This is a genomic window from Mesorhizobium sp. P2_H9, assembly GCF_056403215.1.
In genome coordinates, this window is record NZ_JBFUFX010000009.1 from 156,703 (window position 1) to 181,060 (window position 24,358).

22 protein-coding genes are annotated in these 24,358 nt (G+C 64.2%); 9 read left to right on the top strand and 13 right to left on the bottom strand.

What is annotated here, in order from left to right; genetic code table 11:
- Window positions 1-16: 16 nt before the first annotated feature.
- Complete coding sequence (locus AC1DXN_RS18010; RefSeq protein ID WP_477277212.1) at window positions 17-2,329, bottom strand: glucose/quinate/shikimate family membrane-bound PQQ-dependent dehydrogenase; 2,313 nt, start codon at window positions 2,327-2,329, stop codon at window positions 17-19.
- Between the two features lie 262 nt (window positions 2,330-2,591).
- On the opposite strand from AC1DXN_RS18010, the gene AC1DXN_RS18015 reads away from it, so the two are divergent.
- The 3 genes from AC1DXN_RS18015 (at window position 2,592) to AC1DXN_RS18025 (ending at window position 8,490) form a co-directional block, all read left to right on the top strand.
- The gene (locus tag AC1DXN_RS18015; protein ID WP_477277214.1) at window positions 2,592-4,232 is read left to right on the top strand and encodes a LuxR C-terminal-related transcriptional regulator; all 1,641 of its coding nucleotides are present in this window, start codon (window positions 2,592-2,594) and stop codon (window positions 4,230-4,232) included.
- A gap of 124 nt (window positions 4,233-4,356) precedes the next feature.
- Window positions 4,357-5,643: a flavin-containing monooxygenase gene (locus AC1DXN_RS18020; RefSeq protein WP_477277216.1), complete on the top strand. Its 1,287-nt coding sequence runs from the start codon at window positions 4,357-4,359 to the stop codon at window positions 5,641-5,643.
- A gap of 141 nt (window positions 5,644-5,784) precedes the next feature.
- A complete protein-coding gene (locus AC1DXN_RS18025) occupies window positions 5,785-8,490 on the top strand; it encodes an ATP-dependent helicase (protein ID WP_477277218.1) in 2,706 nt (901 codons plus the stop codon).
- A gap of 27 nt (window positions 8,491-8,517) precedes the next feature.
- Here AC1DXN_RS18025 and AC1DXN_RS18030 read toward each other — a convergent pair whose 3' ends face one another.
- From AC1DXN_RS18030 to AC1DXN_RS18050, 5 genes are all read right to left on the bottom strand, one after another.
- On the bottom strand, window positions 8,518-9,561 hold the full coding sequence (locus AC1DXN_RS18030; RefSeq protein ID WP_477277220.1) for an ABC transporter permease: 1,044 nt from the start codon (window positions 9,559-9,561) through the stop codon (window positions 8,518-8,520).
- A complete protein-coding gene (locus AC1DXN_RS18035) occupies window positions 9,558-10,355 on the bottom strand; it encodes an ATP-binding cassette domain-containing protein (protein WP_477277222.1) in 798 nt (265 codons plus the stop codon). Before AC1DXN_RS18035 ends, AC1DXN_RS18030 begins: the two co-directional genes overlap by 4 nt.
- Window positions 10,356-10,442: 87 nt before the next feature.
- Window positions 10,443-11,450, bottom strand: a complete 1,008-nt coding sequence (locus tag AC1DXN_RS18040; RefSeq protein ID WP_477421621.1) for a substrate-binding domain-containing protein — start codon at window positions 11,448-11,450, stop codon at window positions 10,443-10,445.
- Window positions 11,451-11,548: 98 nt separating this feature from the next.
- A complete protein-coding gene (locus AC1DXN_RS18045; RefSeq protein WP_477277226.1) occupies window positions 11,549-12,454 on the bottom strand; it encodes a sugar phosphate isomerase/epimerase family protein in 906 nt (301 codons plus the stop codon).
- Window positions 12,454-13,488, bottom strand: a complete 1,035-nt coding sequence (locus AC1DXN_RS18050) for a Gfo/Idh/MocA family protein (RefSeq protein WP_477277228.1) — start codon at window positions 13,486-13,488, stop codon at window positions 12,454-12,456. The genes AC1DXN_RS18045 and AC1DXN_RS18050 overlap by 1 nt, the downstream gene beginning before the upstream one ends.
- Window positions 13,489-13,684: 196 nt before the next feature.
- Between AC1DXN_RS18050 and AC1DXN_RS18055 the strand changes: the two genes are divergently transcribed.
- Window positions 13,685-14,704 (top strand): LacI family DNA-binding transcriptional regulator, encoded by a 1,020-nt coding sequence (locus AC1DXN_RS18055; RefSeq protein WP_477277230.1) that lies wholly within the window; start codon window positions 13,685-13,687, stop codon window positions 14,702-14,704.
- 34 nt (window positions 14,705-14,738) lie between these two features.
- Here AC1DXN_RS18055 and AC1DXN_RS18060 read toward each other — a convergent pair whose 3' ends face one another.
- Window positions 14,739-15,053 (bottom strand): ferritin family protein, encoded by a 315-nt coding sequence (locus AC1DXN_RS18060; RefSeq protein ID WP_477244675.1) that lies wholly within the window; start codon window positions 15,051-15,053, stop codon window positions 14,739-14,741.
- Window positions 15,054-15,287: 234 nt separating this feature from the next.
- Between AC1DXN_RS18060 and AC1DXN_RS18065 the strand changes: the two genes are divergently transcribed.
- The gene (locus AC1DXN_RS18065) at window positions 15,288-16,763 is read left to right on the top strand and encodes an esterase-like activity of phytase family protein (RefSeq protein WP_477277232.1); all 1,476 of its coding nucleotides are present in this window, start codon (window positions 15,288-15,290) and stop codon (window positions 16,761-16,763) included.
- A 77-nt stretch (window positions 16,764-16,840) separates the two neighbouring features.
- Here the strand turns inward: AC1DXN_RS18065 and AC1DXN_RS18070 are convergent, their stop codons facing one another.
- Complete coding sequence (locus tag AC1DXN_RS18070) at window positions 16,841-17,635, bottom strand: L,D-transpeptidase (RefSeq protein WP_477244672.1); 795 nt, start codon at window positions 17,633-17,635, stop codon at window positions 16,841-16,843.
- Window positions 17,636-17,805: 170 nt separating this feature from the next.
- Here AC1DXN_RS18070 and AC1DXN_RS18075 point away from each other — a divergent pair, with 170 nt between their 5' ends.
- The gene (locus AC1DXN_RS18075) at window positions 17,806-19,278 is read left to right on the top strand and encodes an MATE family efflux transporter (protein ID WP_477277236.1); all 1,473 of its coding nucleotides are present in this window, start codon (window positions 17,806-17,808) and stop codon (window positions 19,276-19,278) included.
- 94 nt (window positions 19,279-19,372) lie between these two features.
- Complete coding sequence (locus tag AC1DXN_RS18080; protein WP_477244668.1) at window positions 19,373-19,948, top strand: TMEM175 family protein; 576 nt, start codon at window positions 19,373-19,375, stop codon at window positions 19,946-19,948.
- 12 nt (window positions 19,949-19,960) lie between these two features.
- Here AC1DXN_RS18080 and AC1DXN_RS18085 read toward each other — a convergent pair whose 3' ends face one another.
- Entirely contained in the window at window positions 19,961-20,242 is a 282-nt protein-coding gene (locus AC1DXN_RS18085; protein WP_477244666.1) for a hypothetical protein, read from the bottom strand.
- Window positions 20,243-20,372: 130 nt separating this feature from the next.
- Here AC1DXN_RS18085 and AC1DXN_RS18090 point away from each other — a divergent pair, with 130 nt between their 5' ends.
- Complete coding sequence (locus AC1DXN_RS18090; protein ID WP_477277238.1) at window positions 20,373-21,239, top strand: SDR family NAD(P)-dependent oxidoreductase; 867 nt, start codon at window positions 20,373-20,375, stop codon at window positions 21,237-21,239.
- Between the two features lie 3 nt (window positions 21,240-21,242).
- Here the strand turns inward: AC1DXN_RS18090 and AC1DXN_RS18095 are convergent, their stop codons facing one another.
- The 4 genes from AC1DXN_RS18095 to AC1DXN_RS18110 all read right to left on the bottom strand — a co-directional run bounded on the left by AC1DXN_RS18095 (window position 21,243) and on the right by AC1DXN_RS18110 (window position 23,574).
- On the bottom strand, window positions 21,243-21,671 hold the full coding sequence (locus AC1DXN_RS18095; RefSeq protein ID WP_477244662.1) for a low affinity iron permease family protein: 429 nt from the start codon (window positions 21,669-21,671) through the stop codon (window positions 21,243-21,245).
- Between the two features lie 135 nt (window positions 21,672-21,806).
- A complete protein-coding gene (locus AC1DXN_RS18100; RefSeq protein ID WP_477277240.1) occupies window positions 21,807-22,448 on the bottom strand; it encodes a DapH/DapD/GlmU-related protein in 642 nt (213 codons plus the stop codon).
- A 68-nt stretch (window positions 22,449-22,516) separates the two neighbouring features.
- Window positions 22,517-23,005, bottom strand: coding sequence for a CreA family protein (locus AC1DXN_RS18105; RefSeq protein ID WP_477277242.1), 489 nt, complete (start codon window positions 23,003-23,005; stop codon window positions 22,517-22,519).
- A 62-nt stretch (window positions 23,006-23,067) separates the two neighbouring features.
- Window positions 23,068-23,574 carry a cytochrome b gene (locus AC1DXN_RS18110; RefSeq protein ID WP_477244656.1) on the bottom strand — a complete coding sequence of 169 codons (507 nt, stop codon included), beginning with the start codon at window positions 23,572-23,574 and terminating at the stop codon, window positions 23,068-23,070.
- Between the two features lie 198 nt (window positions 23,575-23,772).
- Here AC1DXN_RS18110 and AC1DXN_RS18115 point away from each other — a divergent pair, with 198 nt between their 5' ends.
- On the top strand, window positions 23,773-24,351 hold the full coding sequence (locus AC1DXN_RS18115) for an SCO family protein (RefSeq protein ID WP_477421623.1): 579 nt from the start codon (window positions 23,773-23,775) through the stop codon (window positions 24,349-24,351).
- The last annotated feature ends 7 nt before the right edge of the window (window positions 24,352-24,358 follow it).

The following is a 24,358-nucleotide window of genomic DNA, read 5'->3' on the forward strand; positions in this document are numbered from 1 at the left end:
AGCTCTGCACCCGCAATTACTTCGGCAGCGTGTAGGCCATCACATAGTCGCCCGGCTTGGTGCCGACCGAGCCATGGCCGCCGGCGACGATGACGACGAACTGGCGTCCGTCGGCGACCGTGTAGGTCATCGGCGTCGACTGGCCGCCGGCCGGCAACCGCGCCTGCCAGAGCTGCTTGCCCGATGTCAGGTCATAGGCGCGCAAATAATCGTCGAGCGCGGCGCCCAGGAAGGCGACGCCGCCGGCGGTGATCATCGGCCCGCCGATGCCGGGAACGCCGACCTTGAGCGGCAGCGGCAGCGGCGTCATGTCGTAGATCGTGCCGTTGCGGTGCTTATAGATGATCTTGCCGGTCCTGAGATCGGCGCCGGCGACATAGCCCCAGGGCGGCGCCTGGCAAGGGACACCGAGCGGTGACAGGAACGGCCCCATCACCACCGCATAGGGCGCGCCTTCATTGCGGTTGAGCCCCTGTTCGCTGCCACGACCTCCATCCGGCGGCGGCACCTGATCGCGCGGAATGAGCTGCGACTTGAACGCCAGATAGGTCGGCATGCCGAACATCACCTGCCGCACCGGATCGATCGCCACGCCGCCCCAGTTGAAGGTGCCGAAATTGCCGGGATAGATCAGCGAGCCCTGCACGGAAGGCGGCGTGTAGCGGCCCTCATAACGCAGCTTCAGCAATTCGATCCGGCAGGCCAGTTGGTCGAACATGGTGATGCCCCACATGTCGGCGCCCGTCAGCGGCTTCGGATTGAAGCTCAGGTCCGAAGCCGGCTGCGTCGGCGAGGCCTGGTCGCCGTCGACCGCGCCGCCGGGCGCCGGCACTTCCTTGACCGGAACGATCGGCTCGCCCGTGCGCCGGTCGAGCACATAGAGGTCGCCCTGCTTGGTCGGCCCGACCAGCGCCGGCACCACGCCGCTAGCGGTGGTGATGTCGACCAGCGTCGGCTGCGCCGGCACGTCCATGTCCCAGAGGTCGTGGTGCACGGTCTGCCGCACCCAGCGCAACTGCCCGGTGGCGAGATCGAGCGCGGTTATGGAGGAGGAAAACTTCTCGACATTGGCGCTACGGCCCATGCCGAGCTGGTCCGGCGTCTGGTTGCCGAGCGGCACGTAGAGCAGGCCGAGCTTCTCGTCAGCGCTCGCCGTCGACCACATGTTGGGCGAGTTGTTGGTGTAGGTCTGGCCCGCCGCCAGCGGCGTCGTCTCGTCCGGATTGCCTGAATCCCAGTTCCACACCAGGGCGCCGGTGTCGACGTCGAAGGCACGAATGACGCCGGAGGGCTCCTGCGTCGAATAGTTGTCGTTGACCGCGCCGCCGACGATGATCTTGCCGCCCGATATCAGCGGCGCCGAGGTCGAATAATAATAGCCCGACTTCGGGTAAGGCATGTTGGCGAGCAGGTTCAGTGTGCCGGCTTCGGCGAAGGACGGGCAGACCTGCCCGTTGGCGGCATCGAGCGCAATCAGCCGCGCATCGGATGTCGGCAGATAGACACGCGTCGCGCAGGGCTGGCCGGCAGTGATCTTGGCGTCCGCATAATAGGACACGCCGCGGCAGGTCTGATGCTGGCGGTCCTTGTCCAGCTTGATCTTGGGATCGAAGCGCCACTTCTCCTTGCCGGTCGCGGCATCGATGGCGATGGCGAAATTGTGCGGCGTGCAGATGTAGAGGGCATCGCCGATCTTCAGCGGCGTCACCTGGTAGGTCGTCTCGCCGATGTCGTCGGGTCCTTTCACGTCGCCGGTGCGGTAGGTCCATGCCGGTTGCAGTGTGGCGACATTGTCTGGTGTGATCTGGTCGAGTGGCGAATAGCGCTGGCCATATTGCGTGCGGCCGTAGAAGTGCCATTCACCGGGAGGCACATTGCCGCCGAGATCGGCGGATGGCGTCACCTTTTCCGCGTTGAGATCGCCGGCTATATCCTTGGGATCGGCGGTCATCGAATAGCCGGCGACGGCGAGCGAGGCCAGCACCGCCAGGATGAGCGGCGCCCGCCCGTCGGGACCGGTCAGGCCGCGCCGCGCCCACGGCGTCAACAGCCACAGCGCCAGAAGCACGATGACGCCGCCGCGCGGGCCGAGTTCCCACCAGTCGAAGCCGATTTCCCAGACCGCCCAGCACAGCGTCCCGATGACGATCGCCGCGTAGAGCCACAGCGCCGTGGACCGGCGCCTGTAGAGCAGCCATGCTGCGATCAGGAAGGCGATGCCTGTGATGACGTAGTACCAACTGCCGCCCAGCATCGCCAACCGTATGCCACCGCCGCCAATCACCAGACCGATAACAGCCAAAATGAGGGCGGTGAGGACGGTTGCCATGACGACACTCCTTCAGGCCAACAGGCGAGCGGCCCAAACCGCCACCATGAAATCGAAACGTAGCTTTCTTCCGATTCTATTTCACCCGCTGCCGCAGTTTTCCGCCCGCCTGCGCCCGGTGTCAAATTAGCAGAACAACATCCTTTGATGCCCCCGACCCTGCTTTGCCCATCCTCTGGTCGTGCCCCCGCTCACGTCGAAATGACAGGGCGTAGCATTTGCCGTTCTTCTGCCGCCCATCGAGCAATGCTATGCTTTGCCGATGAAAGCCGATGCCGCCTCACTGCTCGAACAGGCCCGCAATGCCTATGGGCAGCGCGCGTGGGCGGATGCATTCGAGCTTTTGCGGGCGACGGATGAGATCGCCCCGCTAGGCCCGGAAGACCTGGAACGGCTGCTCTGGACGGCCGGCATGCTGGACCGCGATGAGGACAGCTTCGCCACCGGCGAGCGCCTCTTCAACATGCTTATCGAAGCCGGCCGCGACGACCGGGCGGCGTATTGGGCATTCTTCCGTGGCTTTCGGCTTTTCGCACTGGGCGAGGAAGGCCACGCAACCGCTTGTATCCAGCAGGCGCAGCGCCTCGCGGATGGCTTCGGCCGCGAGTGCGCCGCGCATGGTTACCTGGTGTTGTTGGCCGCCCAAAAGGAAAGCATGACCGGCAACGATCCGGCATCGGAGGTGCTGGCAAGGCAGGCGCTGGCGATCGGTGAACGCTGTTGCGACATCGACCTGATCGCCTTCGGCAGGTGCTATCTCGGCCGTGCCCTGGTGCGGCAGGGCCGGATCGAGGAAGGCATCGCCTTGCTCGACGAGGCCATGCTGCCGGCTGCGGAAGGCAAGCTCTCGCCCATCGTCACCGGCCTCATCTACTGCAACCTCATCGCTGCGTGCCGGCAGGTCTATGCGCTCGACCGCTCGCGCGAATGGACCGACGCGCTGTCGAACTGGTGCGGAGCACAGCCGCAGCTGGTTCAGTTCCACGGCATCTGCATGCTGCACCGCGCCGAGATCCTGGAGTTGAACGGCGCCTGGCAGGAATCCATTACCGAGGCACGGCGCGCGACGCTGTCGCTGGCCCATGCGATCGGCAACGAGATGGAGGCTGGAGCCGCCTACCAGGAGGCCGAAATCCATCGGCTGCGCGGCGAAGTCACCGCCGCCGAGAAGCTCTACCGTTCCGCCAGCCGGCTCGGGCTCGAGCCGCAGCCCGGCATGGCCCTGCTGCGTCTCATGCAGGGCCGGGCTGAACAGGCGGCGGCAACCATTCGCCGCGTGCTGGCCACGACCAAGGCTCCGCTGAGCCGGGCGCGCCTGCTGCCGGCGCTGGTCGAGATCATGATCGCCGCCGGCGCCAAAGAGGAGGCGCGCGACGCCTGCCAGGAATTGCAGGCGATCTCCGACCGCTTCGCCACCGACATTCTTGCCGCGATGGCATCGCAGGCGAGAGGCGAAATCGAACTGGCCGAAGGCAACCCGGCAGCAGCGCTCGGCCATTTCCGCGCCGCGCTGACGACCTGGCAGCGGGCCGGCGCGCCCTATCTGGAGGCACGTCTGCGCGTCCTGGCCGGGCAGGCCTGCCGCAGCCTTGGCGACGAGGACAGCGCCGGACTTGAATTCGATGCCGCCCGGGCGATCTTCGCCGAACTTGGCGCCGCGCCCGACCTCGCCCGCGTCACTGCGCTGACCGGACCAGCCAATTCAACTTCGCACGGCCTGACAAAGCGCGAGATCGAAGTGCTTGGCCTTGTCGCCACCGGCAAGACCAACAGGCTGATAGCGACCGAATTGGGCCTCAGCGAAAAGACCGTCGACCGGCATCTGAGCAACATATTCGACAAGCTCGCGGTCAGCTCGCGCGCTGGAGCGACCGCTTACGCCTTTCAGAACGGCCTGCTCTGACGCTGCGGCATGGGGGGGAATCCCCATGCCGTTTCTTTTGTCGTGTGGGGTATCTCCCCGAAGCGCCGCCGAGCCGGTTCGCTATTTTTTGATCCATGATTGACGAAACCGCATGGAGACGATCATGACCCCGACTTCAACATCTGGCCCGACTTCAAGCCACGCGGCGAAACCGCATAGCCGCCGTAACGTCGGCATCGCCGAGACCAGGGCGCGTGCCGGCGCGCTGCTGGAACAAGGCGTGGCGTTCATGCAACTGGAGGCTGGTGCACTGCAGGCAGCTGGAAGCCAGGCGCCTATCGGCGACGAAACGCGACCGGTACCGAGGGAAGAACATGTCGATGTCGTCGTCATCGGCGCTGGACAGAATGGCCTTTCCGTCGGCTATCACCTCGCCCGCAAGGGCGTGAAGTTCGTCATCCTGGAGGCACGCGAACGCGTCGGCGACATCTGGCGTTCGCGTTGGGATTCGCTGCGCCTGTTCACGCCGGCGCGTTTTGACGGGCTGATCGGCATGCCCTTTCCTGCCGCCCGCTACTCGTTCCCGACCAAGGACGACATGGCCGATTATCTGGAGGCCTACGCGAAGAAATTCGCCCTGCCGGTGCGCACCGGCGTCAAGGTCGACGAGGTGACCCGCATCGACGGTCGCTATGTCGTGACGGCTGGCCGGACGCGGTACATCGCCAATCATGTCGTGGTCGCGGCCTCGAGCTACCAGAAGCCGAAGATCCCGGATTTCGCGGCCTCGCTCGATCCGTCGATCCGGCAATTCCATTCGGTCGCCTACAAGAACCCCGAGCAACTCAAGCCGGGCAAGGTGCTTCTGGTCGGCGCCAGCAATTCCGGCGCGGAAATCGCCATCGACATCGCTTCCACCCATCAGGTCTGGTTGGCCGGACGACATCCCGGCAACATCCCGGTCGCCTACAATGGCTATTTCGCGATGCGTTTGATCTTGCCGATCGTCTTCCGCTTTGTCTTCCACCGGGTGCTCACGGTCGATACGCCAATGGGCCGCAAGGCCAAACCTGGGCAGCTCGCCCATGGCCTGCCGCTGATCCGGGTCAAGCCTCGGGATCTGGATACCGCCGGCGTCCGCAGGGTCGCCCGCGTTGCCGGTGTCCGCGACGGCAAACCGCTGCTCGACGACGGCCAGCTTCTCGACGTTTCGAACGTCATCTGGTGTACCGGGTTTCGGGCCGGACTGGATTGGATCAAGCTGCCGATCTTCGACGACAGCGGCCGGGTGAAGCAGTATCGCGGCGCTGTGGAGGGCGAACCCGGCCTCTATGTCTGCGGCCTGCATTTCCAGCACTCCACATCCTCGACAATGATCCATGGCGCGGCACGCGATGCCGGCTATGTCGCAGGCAAGATCAGCGAGCGGATGCGAGCGGCCGCGGGGTAATGCCGGGCGAGAGGGTTTTGCACAGCTTGCCGGGCGCTGCGGCGACATTATTCGCACGGCGCCCGGGAATCTGGCTTCCAAACCAGAACAAAACGTAGACACTTCTGGCCTTTCTCCACCGAATCACTACATTCGGGGGCGATGTCCGGCTTTTCGGAAGACATGCCTTTTTTTGACGAACCGAACGCGCGGCCCACGGCCCCGTCGGGTATAGCCGCGCGCGCCATGGCGGCCCGCAGCGGCCACAACAATGCACCCGATTATCTGAACGGCCTCAACCCCGAGCAGCGGCTGGCGGTGGAAACCACCGAAGGCCCGGTTCTGGTGCTGGCCGGCGCCGGCACCGGCAAGACGCGCGTTCTGACCACCCGCATCGCCCACATTCTTGCCACCGGAAAAGCCTTCCCTTCGCAGATCCTCGCCGTCACCTTCACCAACAAGGCCGCGCGCGAGATGAAGCAGCGCATCGGCTTGCTGGTCGGCGAAGCGGTTGAGGGCATGCCCTGGCTCGGCACCTTCCACTCGATCGGCGTCAAGCTTTTGCGCCGGCACGCCGAGCTTGCCGGGCTCAGATCCGATTTCACCATCCTCGACACCGACGATGTCGTGCGCCTGATCAAGCAGCTGATCCAGGCAGAAGGTCTGGACGACAAGCGCTGGCCGGCCAAACAATTCGCCCAGATGATCGACGGCTGGAAGAACAAGGGGCTTGGCCCCGCCGACATTCCCGAGGGCGATGCCCGCGCCTTCGCCAATGGCAAGGGCCGCGAGCTCTACAAGGCCTATCAGGAGCGACTGAAGACGCTGAACGCCTGCGACTTCGGCGACCTTTTATGCCACCCGATCCGTATCTTCCGCGCCAATCCGGATGTGCTGAAGGAATACCACAAGCGCTTCAAATACATCCTCGTCGACGAGTATCAGGACACCAACACCGCCCAGTACATGTGGCTGCGCCTGCTGGCGCAGCGGCCGCAATCCTCCCCCCTCGAGGGAGAGGTGCCCGCGAAGCGGGCGGAGGGGGTCGGCGGAGAAGGCACCTCCCAGTCATCAAACACCAGAACGTCGAGCACTGCCGCTCGGACCCCACCCGACCGGGCTTCGCCCGGCCACCCWCCCCTCAAGGGGGAGGGAAATCAGCGCCCGGCCACCGTCAACATCTGCTGTGTCGGCGACGACGACCAGTCGATCTATGGCTGGCGCGGCGCCGAGGTCGACAACATCCTGCGCTTCGACAAGGATTTCCCCGGCGCTACCATCATCCGGCTGGAGCGCAACTATCGCTCCACCGCGCACATCCTCGGCACCGCCTCCCACCTCATCGCCCACAATGAAGGCCGCTTCGGTAAGACGCTTTTCACCGAAAAAATCGCCGAGGACGACGAGAAGGTGCATGTCCATGCCGCCTGGGATTCCGAGGAGGAGGCCCGTGCCGTCGGCGAGACCATCGAGACCTACCAGCGCGCAAAGCACAATCTCAACGACATGGCGATCCTGGTGCGCGCCTCCTTCCAGATGCGTGAGTTCGAGGACCGCTTCGTCACGCTCGGCCTCAACTACCGCGTCATCGGCGGCCCGCGCTTTTACGAGCGCCTCGAAATCCGCGACGCGCTGGCCTTCTTCCGCGTCGTCGCGCAAGGCGCCGACGACCTTGCCTTCGAGCGCATCGTCAATGTGCCCAAGCGCGGCCTTGGCGAAGCCACCATCCGCCAGATCCACGACACCGCGCGCGCACTGCGCATCCCGATGCTGGAGGCCGCCGCCAAACTCGCGGAAAGCGATGAGCTGAAGCCGAAACCGCGCGCCGCGCTGCGCGAAGTCGCCGCCAATTTCGAGCGCTGGCAGAAGGCGCTGGAAACCACACCGCACACCGAGCTCGCCGAGACCATTCTGGAGGAGAGCGGCTACACCGACATGTGGAAGAACGACCGCTCGGTCGAAGCCCCCGGCCGCCTGGAGAACCTGAAGGAACTGATCCGCTCGATGGAGGAGTACGAATCGCTGCGCTCCTTCCTCGAGCATGTCGCGCTGGTCATGGACGCCGAGCAGAATGCCGAGCTCGACGCCGTCAATATCATGACGCTGCACTCGGCCAAGGGCCTCGAATTCGAAACTGTTTTTCTCCCCGGCTGGGAGGAAGGCCTGTTTCCGCACCAGCGCGCGCTCGACGAGGGCGGGCGCTCCGGGCTGGAGGAAGAGCGCCGCCTCGCCTATGTCGGCCTGACCCGCGCCAAGAAGAACCTGCATATCTGGTTCGTCTCCAACCGCCGCATCCACGGGCTGTGGCAGTCCACCATCCCGTCGCGTTTCCTCGAAGAGTTGCCGAACGCTCATGTCGAGGTCGCCGAAAGCGGCAACTCCTACGGCGGCTATGGCAATTCCTATGGTGGCGGCTCATTCGCCTCCGGCCGTGGCGGCAGGCAGAATCCGTATGGCGCCTCACGCTTCGACAATGTCGGCGCCAACACCGGCAGCGCGGAGAAATCCGGCGCCTTTTCCAACACCTATGCGACGCCCGGCTGGCAGCGCGCGCAGGCCAACCGCACCGAGGCGACCGACCGCAACTGGGGCTCGCGCTCCGGCCATCAGGTCGAGCGCATCGGTTATGGCGAGACGGACTCAGGCTATGGCGCCGGCCGCACCAGCGTCAAAGGTCGCACCATCGACGGCGAACTGGTCGCCAAATCCGTCGCCGACACACCGTCGGCCTTCAGCATCGGCGACCGCGTCTTCCACCAGAAATTCGGCAACGGCAACATTTCCGCCATCGAAGGCAACAAGCTGACCATCGACTTCGACAAGGCCGGCCAGAAGCGCGTGCTGGACGGGTTTGTCGCGGCGGTGTGACGCCTCTCGGCTACAAAGAGCCTACTGTCACCGATACCTCGCCTGGTTCCACTTATGGCCGAGCAGCGACAGGATGATGATCAGCCCGTTGAAGAACTGCACGTAGAAGCCGCTCAACCCTGCCGCGACTACGCCGGTCTGGATGAAGGAAACGGTGACGGCGCCGATGGCTCCCCCGACGACGGTGCCGATGCCGCCCCAGGTCGGCGTGCCCCCGACGAACACCGAGGCCAGCACCGGCAGCAGATAGCCGTCGCCGGCGGTCGGCCACCAGGTGAAGTTGATCATCACCGAAAAGGTGCCGGCGATCGCGGCACCGATTCCGACGAAGACGAACACTTTGACCCTGACACGCTTGACGTCGATGCCCATCTGCTGGGCGCTGTCAGGATTGTCGCCGACCACCCTCACCTGCGCGCCGAAGCGGTGGCGGTTGTAGAGCATCGCCGACAATACGACGAAGGCGATGGCCCAGAATATCTGCACCGGGATGCCGTAGAGCTGGCTGGAGAAGATCTTGTAGGCCCAGCTGTCGGCAAGGCCGGTCAGCGCCATCGACTTGCCCTCGTTGATGATCTGGATCAAGCCGCGCAGCAGGAAATTCATGCCGAGCGTGGCGATCAGCGACGACAGCCCGCCATAGACCACCAGCGACCCGACCAGGAAGCCGAGCAGCATGCCGGTGACGAGTGCGGCGGCAATGCCGAGGAACGGATCGTAGCCGGCCTGCACCACCAGCGCAAAGACCCATGAGGCAAAGCCCATCGTCGCCGGAAACGACAGGTCGATCTCGCCACAAGTGACGACGAAGACCAGCGGCACCACCACGAACAGCGCCACCGGCAGCGTGGTCAGCACGGAGCTGTAGAGATACCAGGTGGTGAACACGGTCGGGTTGGCGATCATGAACACCGCCATCATCACCACGAACACGCCGAGCGTGCCGAGCGACGCCCGGTTGTCGAGGATGAAGCCGCGCATCCAGTGATCGGATGGGTGCTTCCACTCCTTCTGGGGGCTGGGGCGAGGAATGCCGGCGGGGTGCAGATCAGGTTCCATGGTCTTGCTCATCGTGTTGCGTGCTCCGCGTCGCCGGCATCGTGCAGCCCGGGCAACCCGCCCGGATGCGCGACGTCTTCCATGAAGTTGATGAGGTCTTCGGCCGATTTGACCTCGCTGCGGTCGGCGGTCAGCGCGACTTTGCCGCGGTCCATCACCACGAAGCGGTCGGCAATGTCGAAGACGTGATGGATGTTGTGGCCGATGAACAGGATCGAGCGGCCGCTCGCCCGCACCTGGCGCACGAAATGGAACACCTTGGCGGTCTCGGTCAGCGACAGTGCCGTCGTCGGCTCGTCGAGGATGATCAGCTCCGCCTGCTTGTAGATGGCGCGTGCGATCGCCACGCCCTGGCGCTCACCGCCGGAGAGCTGGCCGACGATCGACTGCGGCGTGAACACTTTCGAGGTGAAGCCGATTTCGCGCATCAGCCGGCTCGCCTCCTCGATCTCCTTGTTGACCTTCAGCCACCCCATGAAGCCGGTGAGTTCGCGGCCCATGAAGATGTTGCGCACGATGGTCTGCTGCACGGCGAGCGCCCGGTCCTGGAACACCGTCTCGATTCCGGCGTCGCGCGATCGTGCCGCGCTCCATCCGGTCACCGGCTTGCCGCGCACGAGGATCTCGCCGCTGGTTGGCTTGACCACGCCCGACAGGATCTTGATCAGCGTCGACTTGCCGGCGCCATTGTCGCCGATCAGGCCGACCACCTCGCCGCGGTCGACGCTGAGATTGACCCCGCCCAGCGCATAGACCTGGCCATAGGACTTGCTGATATCGCGCAGTTCGATGATGCGTTCGGCCATCGTATCCTCGCTTGATTGTCGCTTGCCAGTCTCTTTGCCGGCGGTCCCGCCCGGCCGGGCGAAATCCCGGCCGGCAGCCTTGGGAGGTCAGCGCAGCGCCTGCTTGGCCAACTCGGAAACGATCTCGTAGTTCTGCGGCGTGACGAAGCCGGCGCCGGTGTCGACATTCATTGGCGCCAGCCCAAGCACCACTTGCTGGCAGAGGCTGAGGATCGGCAGATAACCTTGCATGAACGGCTGCTGGTCGGCSGTSAGCTGCACCCAGCCRYCCTTGAARGCCTCGACGATCTGYGGGCTGGTGTCGAAGCCGAAGTTGAAGACGTCACCGGCCTTCCTGCCCGCGGCCTGCATGTAGGTCGGCACATTGCCGAGCATCTGCCCACCGGGATAGCCGACCGCCTTGACGGTGGGGTTGTTGAGCAACGCGGCGGTGATCACCGGGATCGCCAGATTCGGATCTGCAGCCCATTCGGGTACAGAATTGATTTGAATGACATCGATGCCGGCCTCTTTCAGTGCGGCGACAGTGCCACGCTCGCGTGCGCCCCGGCTCTCATTGTCGAACGGGCCGATCATGATCGCCTTGTCGCCGGATTTTAGCCCGGCCAGCTTGAACGCCTCGGCGCCGAGCGCACGACCCTGCTGTTCCTGCTGGGCGCCGACATAGCCGCCGCCGAACGCCGCCGTCACCGTCGGCACGGGCACGTTCTGGTACATCATCTTGATGCCGTCCTTATGCGCCTGCTCGGCGAGCGGCATGATCGCGGCGTCGCCCGGATGGCCCATCATGGCGATGCCGGCGGGCTTGACCGCGACCGCCTCGCGCAATTGCTGCACCATCTTTTCGACGTCCCAGCCGGAGAAGATGTAATCGACCTTCGGCCCGAGATCGGCCTCGGCCTGCTTGGCGCCATTATAGACGATGGTGCCGAAGGCGTCGCCCTCGGCGCCGCCGACGAAGAAGCGGATGTGGACGTCCTTGCACCATTTGGCGTCGAGCGCCTGCGCGGGCAAGGTCGAGATCGCAGCGGCGAGCGCGGTGGCGGCGGCCACGACGGTCGAGCGCAGAAGTGTCCTTCTCATCGTCATGCTCATGCACTTATCCTCCCTTTGTTCCCTCGCAAGCCGAGGGGTTTCGACGATCGGCAATACGCCGCAATCTTGGCTGGCCGGCACCTCCCGCCGGCCCGCACTCACACCGGATTCGGCAAGAAGCTGGCACCTCCCCGGCATTGCTTGAGATGGTCCAGCGCCCGCACCTGGCCGGTGATTTCGAGATCGTCGCGATAGACCGGGTCGTGCCAGCCTTCGATGTCGATGGCGCCCTTGTAGCCGGCCAGCCGCAATTCGCTGATCACCCGCGTCCAGTCGCTGTCGCCGAAGCCCGGCGTGCGCATCTGCACGAAGGGCAGACGGCCGAACACGCCATGCTCGCGGATCACGTCCCAGCGCACCGTCGCGTCCTTGCCGTGCACGTGGAAGATACGCGGCGCCCATTTGCGGATCTGCGGCATAGGGTCGATCAAATAGACGAGTTGGTGGCAGGGCTCCCATTCCAGGCCGAGATTGTCGTCAGGCAATTCGTTGAACATCATCTCCCAGGCATCCGGATTATGGGCGATGTTCCAGTCGCCCGCCGCCCAGTTGCCATCCATGGCGCAATTCTCGAAGGCGATGCGCATACCCTTGTCGGCGGCGCGCCTGGCCAGGGGCCCCCAAACCTCCTTGAAGCGCGGCAGGCTTTCGGGCAGCGGCTTGCCGCGAAGGCGGCCGGTGAAACCGCTGACCGTGGAGGCGCCGAACAGGTGCGCGTTGTCGATGACCGTTTCCCAGGCCTTGAGCACGCCGCGATCGACATCGCCGCTCTCCAGCGGATTGCCGAACACGCCAAGCGAAGAGACCGTGACGTCGGCATCGCCGATCGCCTCGCGAATCTCACCGGCGAGGCGCGGCAGGTCCTTGCCGCCCAGCGTCTGCCAGAAGAAGGGCTGGATGCTCTCGAAGCCGAGCGGCAGGATCGCCTTGATATAGGCGGCAGGGTCTTCGAGATTGGCCCGCACCATGGTGCCGATCCTGATGTCGAGAAGCGGGTTTGGCATCATTGTTGTTCCTGTGTGGGGATCGCCACCCGGCGTCCGGTCTCGGCGCTCTCGATGGCGCCAAAAACCATGGCCAGGCTCTTGATGTTGTCGGATCCGCGCGTTTCCGGCTCGGTGCCGGTCTCGATGGCGTGCATGAAATCCTGGATGATGCCGAGATGGCCGCCAATGCGGTCGGCGGGATCGAGCGGCGGCACGATGATCGGCTGGGTCAAGTCGAACAGGCCGTCGCGGATCGACAACACAACCTCCGCCTTCAGCCCCTCTTCGCCGTCCCAGACCAGGCTGCCGTTCTCGGCGACGATGCGCCATGTGCTTTCCCAGCTGGTGCGGAAGCCGGCGGCGCACCAGCTGCCGGCATAGGTGAAACGCTTGCCGCCGCCGAGATCGAAGACGGCGCTTGCCGACGATCCCTGCCGGTACCAGGAATTGGCCGGCTCCCATTCCTGGCAGTAGACGCCGGCCGGTTCGCCGGCGACCATATAGCGGGCGGCATCAAATGTGTGGATCGCCATGTCGAGCAGCAGCACATGCGCCATCTCCTCGCGAAAACCGCCGAAATGCGGCGCGACGAAGAAGTCGGCATGGATGCTGGTTGGCGCACCGATGGCGCCGGAATCGAGAAAGCGCCTGATGCGCCTGACATTGGCGACATAGCGCCGGTTCTGCACGACGGCGTGGACACGCCCGGCACTGCGCGCCGCCTCGACGATGGCGCGTGCATTCCTAGGACTGTCGGCGAGCGGCTTTTCCGTCAGCAAGTGGCAATTATGGGCAAAGGCCGAGAACGCAACGTCGCGCCGCGCGGCGGGAACAACGACGTCGAAGACGGCATCGGGCCGGGTCTGGTCGAGCACCGCGTCGAGGCTGGTGCCGATGACGGCGCCGGTGAGCTCGTATTCGCGCGCCCTCGCCTTCGCCCTGTCGGCGTCAAGGTCGACAAGGCCGACAATGGCGAGCCCGGCAACCTGCCTAGCTGCATCAAGCCAGGCCTTGCTCATCGCTCCGCAACCGACCAGGACGACGTTGATCATCCAGCACTCCTCCCTCTCGGTCCCTCCAGACCGGTCGTCACGGCATTCACGGCTTGACCGTAAACGTTTTTCCGTAAACGTTTACGAGAACACACCCGATGAGGTAGAATGTCAATCGCCTGCTTGTAAAAAATCGTCTTGTCGCCTTGGCCTGAGCAGCCGCCGGTGATAGCGAGGGTTGGGGGAGAACTGTCCTTTGGCGTCCAGCATTCACGACCTTGCACGTCACCTGAACATTTCGATCGGCACCGTGTCGCGGGCGCTGAATGGACGCGCCGACGTCAATGCCGATACGCGTCAGCGCGTGCTGGCGGCGGCCAAGACGCTGAACTATTCGCCGAACCAGTCCGGTCGCAGTCTGCGCCAGGGCGCCACCCATTCGATCGCCTTCATGCTGCAGCCGCATCCGGGTGACCAGCAATATGGCGAGCCGTTCTTCATTCCGTTCCTGATCGGACTCCAGGCTAAACTGGCTGAGAGCGGGCTCGACCTCACCGTGGTCATGGGCGCGCCCGGCGACTATCAGTCGGAACGTCTGCGCCGTGTCGTCGAGACGCGCCGCGCCGATGCGGTGGTGCTTGCCTGGACGCGGCGCGAAGACGAGCGCATCGATTATCTGACCCAGGCCGGCTTCCCTTTCGCCACGCTCGGCCGCAGCCGCTCCGGCGCCAAATCCTATCCCAGCCTCGACCTTGACTTCGAAAAGGCCGGTGCCGAGGCGGTCGACCGGCTGGTGGCGCGCGGCCACCGCCGCATCGCCGCCATCCGCCCGTCGCTTGACCTCAATTTCGGCTATCTGTTTCTCGACGGCTATCGCAAGGCCCTGCGGCGGCATGGCATCGAGGTCGACCCCGCCCTGATTGCCTCCGGCTTCATCAACGAGGCCGGCGGCTACGAGGTGACACCGCAGGTCATGCACGCCAAGCCGACCGCCATCATCTTCAACAATGACGCGATGGCGCTTGGCGGCTGCAAGGCGTTGGCCGAGATGGGCATCAAGCCCGGTCACGACATGGCGGTGACCGTCATCGTCGACACGCCGCTCTGCCGCTACTTCTCACCGGCGCTGACCGCCTTCCGCCCGGCGCTGGAGCCGATGGGCCAAAGGCTCGCCGAGATTCTGCTGGCCTCGATCCCGGCCTTCGCCGGCCCGGACGGCCCGCGCCTCATCCGCGAGGTCTGGCCGCTGGAGTTGGTCGCGCGCGACAGCGATTGATCTGGAGCAGCGGCTGGTGGCTAAGGCCGGTAGCTCAATCCACCTTCTTCTCGCCCCTCTCGCCAGCCTTCACAATATCGCCAGTGGTGAACAGTATCTCCTTCAATTCCGCGCGCCAGTCCGTCTTCTGACGCAGCAGGAATTCCAGATCCATGCCGAAATGCTTGAATTCCTCGCCTTGCGCGTTCTTCATGATCGCCTTGGCCTGAGGGTCTTTTTCCACCGACATGCGCTGTTCGTACCAGCCGATCGCCTCCGCCTCCTCGATCAGCGAGGTGATCATGCGGGCAAAGGTTCGCACCTTCTGCGACAGTTCTTCCGGCGGCTCGTGATACTGATCGAAACCCATTTCTGTCCCTTCCTGATCCCATAGCCCGGCCGATCACGCGAAGCGGCACCAGGCTTCGTTGCAACGGATCAGAATGGAGAATGGTTCCGGCTGCCAACGAGCCCGCCCCTGTCACGCCAGTATCATGTTCGCGTCCTAGACCGCTTCCGGGAAAAGGGCTCGCGGCATCGTCCGATGCGACGTGGAGTCCTTTCGGGTTTTGGCCGCTCCGGCTTTGTCGCAAAGAGGATAATCATGAAAAACTCGCACCGAACCCTGTCGCTCGGCGTCGCGCTGGCGCTGTTCGGCGCCGTGACGCCGACGCTGGCCGACGGCACCGCCACCATCGGCGGCCTCGTCAACAAGGGGCTGGTCGGCGTCGGCCGCATCCCGGCCAACCTGAAGGACAAGTTCGGCGAGACGTTCGGCTCCGGCTCCGGCATGTCGATCGACACCGCTGGCTGGACGCATGACGCCGACGGCTACAGGGGCTCGCTGTGGCTGCTGCCGGACCGCGGCTACAACGTCGTCGGCACCACCGACTACCGGCCGCGCCTCAACACGATCGGCATCGAGTTCACGCCGGTGGCACCCGGTGCCGCTGCTGCGGCCGGACAGGAACAGACGGGCGTCAAGGCGACGCTCGCCGACACCATGCTTTTGACCGACGACAAGGGTGCTGACGCCACCGGCCTCGACCCGCTCAACGGCGTTCGCGCGGCAAGCGGCGACCTGCCGATCCTGCCCGAGGTCAACGGCAAGCTGGCGCTCGACAACGAGGCGATCGCGCGGCTGCCGGACGGCACGATGTTCATCTCCGACGAATACGGCCCCAACATCTACCGCTTCTCGGCCGACGGACACCTTCTGTCGGCCACGCAGCCGCCGGCCGCCCTGGTGCCGATGCGCCATGGCGCGCCGAATTTCGCGTCCGACAATCCGGGCCCGGGTGCGGCCGAGCCCGATCCGAAGGATCCCGACACCGGCCGTCAGAACAACCAAGGCCTCGAAGGCATGGCGCTGACACCGGACGGCAAGTTCCTCATCGCCGTCCTGCAATCGGCGCCGCGGCAGGATGGCGGCGATTCTGGCTCGACGCGCCAGAACACCCGCGCGCTGGTCTATGACGCCTCCGCCCTCGCCCACCTCAAACTGGCGCATGAATATATCGTGCCGCTGCCGGTGTTCACCGACGCCAAGGGCAAGACCAAGATCGCCGCGCAAAGCGAGATCGTCGCGCTGTCCGACCAGACCTTTCTGATGATCACGCGCGACAGCAACAACGGCCAGGGGCTGAAAGGCGACACCTCGCTTCCACGCGAGATCAACATCGTCGATCTCGCCGCGGCGACCGATATCGCCGGTAGCGTTTTCGACGCTGCCGACAAGCCGGTGGCGCCCAAAGGCGTGCTTGACCCCTCGGTGACGCCGGCCAGGCTGACGCCGTTCATCGACATCAACGACAAGGGCGAACTCGGCCGCTTCGGCCTGCACAATGGCAAACCCAACGACAAGAACAACCTCTCGGAGAAGTGGGAGGCGATGTCGGTGGTCAGCGTGCTGGATCCGAAATTGCCCGACGACTATTTTCTGTTCGTCGCCAACGACAACGACTTCCTCAGCCAGGACGGCTTCCAGGTCGGCGCGCCCTACAAGGCCGAGGACGGCGCCGATGTCGACACCATGTTCCTGGTCTATCAGGTCACGCTTCCGGGCCTCGCCAAGAAGTAGTCGGATACAATGGAAAAAAGCGGACGCGCCGGGCGAGTCCGCTTTTTTCTCGGCGATCAGCGATACCGCTGAGAAACTTACTTCAGAATCTCGGCATCCCTCGGCACGCCCGCATCGATCGGCTCGGCGGTCCTGTTCGACACGGCGGAGTTCTCCCCGGCGACCGAGAAGGTCTCGCGCACATGGACCTGGGTTACGCCGTTGACCCGGCTGTAGAGGTCGATGATGTCCTGGTTCATGAAGCGCACGCAGCCCGACGATGCGTTCTTGCCAATGGAATCCCACTCCGGCGTGCCGTGCAGCCGGTACATCGTGTCCTTGCCGTCACGGAACAGATAGAGCGCACGGGCGCCGAGCGGGCTCTGCGGTCCCGGCGGCATGCCGTCCTTGTATTTCGCCAGTTCCGGCCGGCGCTGGATCATTTCTGGCGGTGGCGTCCACACCGGCCACTTCTTGCGCGCCTGAACGACAGCGGTGCCGGTCCAGCCGAAACCGGCCTTGCCGAGGCTGACGCCGTAGCGGATGGCCTTGCCGCCGTCGCGCACCAGATAGAGGAAGTGCTCCGACGTATCGACGACGATGGTGCCGGGCTTTTCTCCGGTCGGATCGTCCACGATCTGGCGCACGAACTTCGGATCGAGCTTGGATATCGGGATCGCCGGCAGTTGGTAGCCCTCGTCGACGCGTGCCGCGTACATGCTTTCGGCAGCGCCGAAAGCCGAATCGCTTGGCGGCGGCGGCGCCACCACCGGCGGCGGCGCCACGTCCGTCGTTGTGCAGGCCGAAAGCGCCACGGATGCAGCACCCAAGGCGGATGCCCCCAGAAACGCGCGCCGATTCAGGCGCTCAGAAAAAAGCGGATTGTCGGACATGATCCCCCCGATTTGCGTCCCACGCGGCGACGATCCATATCCCATTCCGAATGCTTTGAGAACCTGATTGGCGCAGGCGCGCAAAGCGGAATGTTCCGATGCCGCATCGACCTTGTCCGTTAAATCGGCGATCATTGCGACCGGACTGAGACAGCGCCGAGCAGCCCACCATGGACGAAAAGATACCCGCGCGCCGGCGCACCGGCGACCTGACCAGCGGCCCGATCCCGCGCACGCTGCTGCTGTTCGCGCTGCCGGTGCTCGGCTCCAACGTGCTACAGTCGCTTAACGGCTCGATCAACGCCGTCTGGGTCGGCCGCTTCCTCGGCGAATCGGCGCTGACCGCGACGTCCAATGCCAATCTGGTGCTGTTCCTGATCCTCGGCACGGTGTTCGGCATCGGCATGGCGGCGACCATCCTGGTGGCGCAATCGGTCGGCGCGCGTGATCTGCCGGAGGCGCGGCGCATCGTCGGCACCAGCGCCACTTTTTTCTTCATCGTCTCGGTGGTGTTCGCGGTCTGCGGCTGGATCTGGGTTGATGCCATCCTCAACACGCTGGGCACGCCGGCCGACGCGCTGCCGTTGGCCCGCTCCTATCTGCGCATCATCTTCGTTGCCGTGCCGATGATGAACCTGTTGTCCTTCGTCATGACGGTGCTGCGCGGCGCCGGCGATTCGCGCACGCCGTTTTTCTTCATGGCGCTCGCGGTCGTGCTCGACATCGTCTTGAACCCGCTGCTCATCCGCGGCATCGGCCCCTTCCCCGAGCTCGGCATTGCCGGCTCGGCCACCTCGACACTGATCGGCCAGACGGTGAGCGTGATTGCCATCCTCGTCGTGCTCTATGCGCGCAAGCACCCGCTCAGGCTCGCCGGCGCCAACCTGGCCTTGCTGCGGCCGGACCCGGCGCTGCTGCGCATCGTCGTCTTCAAGGGCGTGCCGATGGGCCTGCAGATGATCGTCATCTCGGCGGCAGCGCTGACCGTGATGGGCATGGTCAACTCCTATGGCTCGCAGGTCGCCGCCGCCTACGGCATCGCCGCGCAGCTGTGGACCTATATCCAGATGCCGGCGCTGGCCATCGGCGCGGCGGTGTCCTCGATGGCGGCGCAAAATGTCGGCGCAGGGCGCTGGGACCGGATCGGCCGCATCGCCGCTTCCGGCGTCGGTTTCAATCTGGTTTTGACCGGCGCCCTGGTCGCCGTGCTGTTTGTTTTCGACCGTTCGGTGCTTAGCCTGTTCCTCTCCAGTGACAGCGCTGCGATCGAGATCGCCGCCCACATCAACAAAGTCGCCTCCTGGTCGTTCATCCTGTTCGGCATCACCATCGTGCTGTTCGCCACCGTGCGCGCCACCGGTGCGGTGATACCGCCGCTGATCATCCTGGTGATCTCGGTACTGATCGTGCGCACCGGCTTTGCCTATTTCATGCGTAGCGTGATCGGCGAGGAAGCGCTGTGGTGGAGCTTTCCCGCGGGATCGATCACCTCGCTGCTGCTCGCCGCCGCCTACTACCGCTTCGGCCGCTGGCGCACCATGCACATGATCGAGGACAGGCCGGCGGCCGGTGAGCCGCCCGACACCGGCCTTGGCATACCGCGCCAGCGCGCCAATATTACGCCCGAGACACCAAACGGCTGAATGGTTTGGCGCCAGCCGGTTCGCCCAGCCACATGGCGGGTAGCGGTGCATCCGGCCATTGCGTAGATTTCAAAATGATTTGAGGGGAGCACATATGGGCAAAGGCCGGGTCGAGGCATTCACCGATGGCGTCGTCGCCATCATCATCACCATCATGGTGCTGGAGCTGAAAGTGCCGCATGGCGAGGATCTTTCAGCCCTGGAACCGCTGTGGCCGATCTTCCTCTGCTATGTCCTGTCCTTCATCAATGTCGGCATCTACTGGAACAATCTGCACAACATGTTTCACACCGTGCAGCGCGTCGATGGCGGCGTGCTGTGGGCAAACCTCAACCTATTGTTCTGGCTGTCCTTGATTCCGGCGACGACGGCCTTCATGGGCGAGAACCATTTCGCGCCGGTCCCCGTAGCGGTCTATGGCGTGGACCTGGTGCTGTGCGCGGTTGCCTACACCATTCTCGTCACCAAGCTGCACCATTTGCACGGCCACGAGACTGCCTTCGCCAAGGCGCTGGGCAATGACCGCAAGGGCAAGATCTCGGTGGCCCTCTACATCTGCGCCGTCCCGCTTGCCTTCGTCAACCAATGGATCGGCGTTGCGATCTTCGTGCTGGTGGCCGCGATCTGGTTCGTGCCGGATCGGCGTTTTTCCCGGGTGCTCGAAAAGTAGCGCCTGCCGTTCCTACTTGCGCATCGCCTTCAGCTTTTCGGCGACCGAAGCGGCGAGATCGGCATAGCGCTCCTCCAGCCGCTCGGCCGCCTTGATGATTGAAAAATCATGGCCGAATTTCTCCAGCGCCATGCGCAGTTTCTCGACGAACTCGGCCTGCTTTTCGAGCGCCGAAAACAGCGTCTTCACCTGCGCCTCGCTGATATCAGGATTGGCCAGCATTTGCGGCACCTCGCGACCCATCTGGTCGCCTGTGGCGGTCTGTTCTCTAAGGATCTCGATCCAGTCGGCCAATCCGCAGTCTCCCTGTTCAGCCGCAACATGCGCAGCCGTCGCGGACGCGGTCAACCCGAACACGCTGGACGGCCTTGCACGAAGCGCATCCCGCGCTAAGTTCGGCGCAACCCAAGACAAGGAAGAAATCATGACCACCGATGCCGAGATCCAGACCGCTCTGCCCGCCCTTAGCCCAGGCAACGTCGCCGTCATCACCGGCGGCGCCAGCGGCATCGGTCTTGCCGCTGCCAAGCGGCTGGCGGCGATGGGCATGAAGATCGTGCTCGCCGACATCGCTGGTGCGCGCCTCGACGAAGCCACCCGCACTGTTGCCGCGATTGCCGGCAACGATGGGGTTCTCGCCATCGCCACCGACGTTGCGAAGGCCGACGACCTCGACCGGCTGGCCGAAAAGACGTTCGCCGCCTTCGGCGACGTGTCGCTGCTGATGAACAATGCCGGCGTCGGCAACAATCCGGGAAAGCCCTGGGAGAACCGCGACGCCTGGAAGCGGCTGCTGGACATCAATTTCTGGGGCGTCGTCCACGGTGTCGAGGCCTTTGCCCCGCGCATGCTGGCATCGGGAAAAGCTGGCCTGATCGTCAACACCGGCTCCAAGCAAGGCATCACCACGCCACCCGGCAACCTCGCCTACAACGTCTCCAAATCAGGCGTCAAAACGTTCACCGAGGGCCTGGCGCATGCATTGCGCAACGAGCCGGGCGCCAGGATCAGCGCACATCTGCTGATCCCGGGCTTCACCTTTACCGGCCTGACCGAGGGGGCGACTGAAAAGCCGGCCGGCGCCTGGACCGGCGAGCAGGTCATCGACTTCATGCTGGCGTCGCTGCTGCGTGGCGATTTCTATATTCTGTGCCCCGACAACGAGGCAGCGCGGCCGATGGACGAAAAGCGCATGGCCTGGGCGATCGGCGACATCATCGAAAACCGCCCTGCTCTGTCGCGCTGGCACCCCGACCACAAGGATGCTTTCGCAGCTTTCATGAAAGGCTGACGCTCAAGCCGCCTGCTTCTTCGCGCCGCGCTTCTGCGCCACGGCCTTCTTGGCGGCCATATCTGCGATCTCCCGGTCATGCCGCTTGGCCGCGCGTTCGCAGCGGTCGCGGATTTCCTCGACTTCGGATTCGGTCAGGTGCTCGATGCCGATGAAATGATTGTGGCCTTTGCTGACCCGGATCAGCTCGTCGAGCTTGGCCTGGATCGCCGCACCATCGCGGTTCTGCGTGTTCTGGATCAGAAACACCATCAGGAAGGTGATGATCGTCGTGCCGGTGTTGATGACCAGCTGCCAGGTATCGGAAAAGCCGAAGAGCGGCCCGCTTCCCGCCCAGACCACGATGATCAGGCAACAGGCGGCAAAAGTCAGCGGCAGGCCGGCAAGGTGCGCGACCTCGTTGGCGACCTTCGTAAAAAGTTTCTCGAACATCTGAAAAATCCCAAAATGGCGGCGACGAGATGGCCCCGGACGAGATCATCTCGCGCCGGGGAGAAACAACCGGCTGCCGCTCCGGGTTCCCTGCCGAAAAGGATTTCGTGAACAACGCATACACGCCTGACGAGCTCAGGAAGCGTCGTTTTCCCAGCGGTCGAGGAAAGCCTCGATCGGCATGGCCTGCATATCGGGGACCGCTTTAGCCAGCTTTTCCGGCGTCCAGTCCCACCAGGCGAGGGTTTCGATCCGCGCAGCAATCTCACCAGTGAAACGCGGCCGCAGCGGCTTGGCCGGCACGCCGGCGACAATCGCATAGGCCGGCACATCGCGTGTCACCACCGCATTGGCGCCGACGATCGCGCCATTGCCGATGCTCACGCCGGGCATGATCACCGCGCCATGRCCGATCCAGACATCGTGGCCGATGGTGACCGCCTTGTCCTGCCGCCGCGCCTTGAACGCGGTGTCGACACCCAGCCAGCGGAAATATTCGTTCGGCCGGTAGCTGACCTTGTGCTGGGTCACCCGTTCGATCGGATGCTCCAGCGCATTGATGCGGCTGTTGGCGGCGATCGAGCAGAATTTGCCGATCGTCGAGTAGATCGCTTCCGAATGGCGCTCAAAATAGGAGAAATCGCCGACCGTCACTTCGCGCAGCACGACGCGCTCGCCGATCGAGGCGTAGCGCCCAAGCTTGCACGCCTTCAGCTCCGCGGTCGGATGAATGCGCGGTTCGGGGTCTTTCAGGACAAGGTTTTCCGGACGGTCCATGCGGGCGATTTACGCCCGAGCGATTGGTCCCGCAAGCGGGACCAATCGTCCGTCAGCTGTTGCCAACCTTATTTCGGCTTGCCGCTGGTCCACACCACGTTCTGGCCGTAGAGCGGAACGGTGGTGACCGACATTTTGGCCGAGCCGTCCTGCACCTGGCGTGAATGCGACAGGTAGATCAGCGTTTCGTTGGTCTTGTCGTAGATGCGGTTCACCACCTGCTTCTTCCAGATCAGACTGATGCCTTGCTTGAACACCTCCTCACCGGCCTCGCTCATGTCGATATCGCCGATGGTGATCGGCCCGGTCTGGCGGCAGGAGATCGAGGAATCGGAAGGGTCTTCGAACCAGTTGCCTTTCTGCAGGCGGTCGATGACGCCGCGATCGAAATAGGAGACATGGCAGGTGACGCCCTCGACCTTGGGATCCTTGATCGCCTCGACGATGATGTCGTTGCCGAGCCAGTCGACGCCGACCTTGCCGACTTCCTCGGCGACCGCTGCACCAGAGCCGACGACAAGGCATGCGGCCAAAGCGCCGCCGATCAGTTTCTGCAAGGGAGCCTCCTGCGGGTTCGAGTTGCCGACATCAGGTGGGATAAGCTCGCCCCGTTTACAAGCTAGGCCTGGCCGAACGCGAGCATCCGCCGCAGCACGTCGCTCCTAAGGACAAAATGCTGAACCAGCGCGCCGGCCGTGTGCAACAGCACGACATAGAGCAGGATGTTCTTGCCCAGCACATGCACCAGCCCTGCCCCCGGCACACCAAGGAACCAGGCGGCGGCGCCCGACAGCGGCACGATGAAGATAAGCCCATAGATGACAAGATGCGTCGCCTTGGCCAGCAGCCGCAGCGCCTTGTGCTCCATCCCCGAAACCGGCGGAACGCCGCGCGTGGCCTTGAGCCAGAGCCGCCAGCTTGCCAGGACCAGCACAGCGAGGCCGATCACGACATGCAAATAGGCCAGCGGCACATCGCCGGGCGACGCCTCCTGACCCCGGCGCAAGGCGCGCCAGACATGTTCCATGCCGTCATGGGCGAGGAATTGCACCAGGATCAGCACGGCAATGCTCCAGTGCAGCCAGATCTGGGACTTTGAATAGGAGGCGACAGGCATGTCCGGCATGGGCTGGTTCCGCTGCAAAAGCGCAGACAATCAAAATAGGCGGGGGTCCGAACCGTTCAAATTACGATTTGGTAAGGTGGTATCGAAGACCGGTTGCGGCAACGCGACCTCTTTGCGTGTGCGCGGGCAACCCGCTAAGAGTGTTCGCCGAATGGTGCTGATCCAGCACCCAATGAAAATCACGACGGACAATCCCTGATGATGCGTTCAATTCTGGTCGGCATTCTCGTCCTGATGGCGGCGGGCATCGRCTGGCTCACCTTCGACTGGTACCGGGGACACTATGGCGGCGAGCCATATGGCGGCGCCTTCACGCTGGTCGACCAGAAGGGCGCGCCGATCACCGAAGCCGCCTTCAGAGGCCATCCCAGCGTCGTCTTCTTCGGCTTCACCCACTGCCCGGAAGTCTGCCCGACCACTTTGTTCGAACTCGCGGGCTGGCTGAAGACGATGGGCGACGACGGCAAGAACCTGCACGCCTATTTCGTTTCGGTCGATCCGGAGCGCGACACGCCCGAACTCATGAACACCTATGTCAGCAATTTCTCCGACCGCATTGTCGGCATCAGCGGCGATCCGGACAAGGTCCACGCCATGGCCAAGTCCTTCGGCATCTACTGGAAAAAGGTCGACACCGGCGACGGCGACTACACGATGGACCATACGGCCTCGGTGTTGCTGCTCAACGGCAAGGGTGAGTTCTCCGGCACGATCGCCTATGGCGAAAGCCCGGACGCCGCCATCGCCAAGCTGAAGCGGCTGGCGGCGGAAGGCTGACATACCG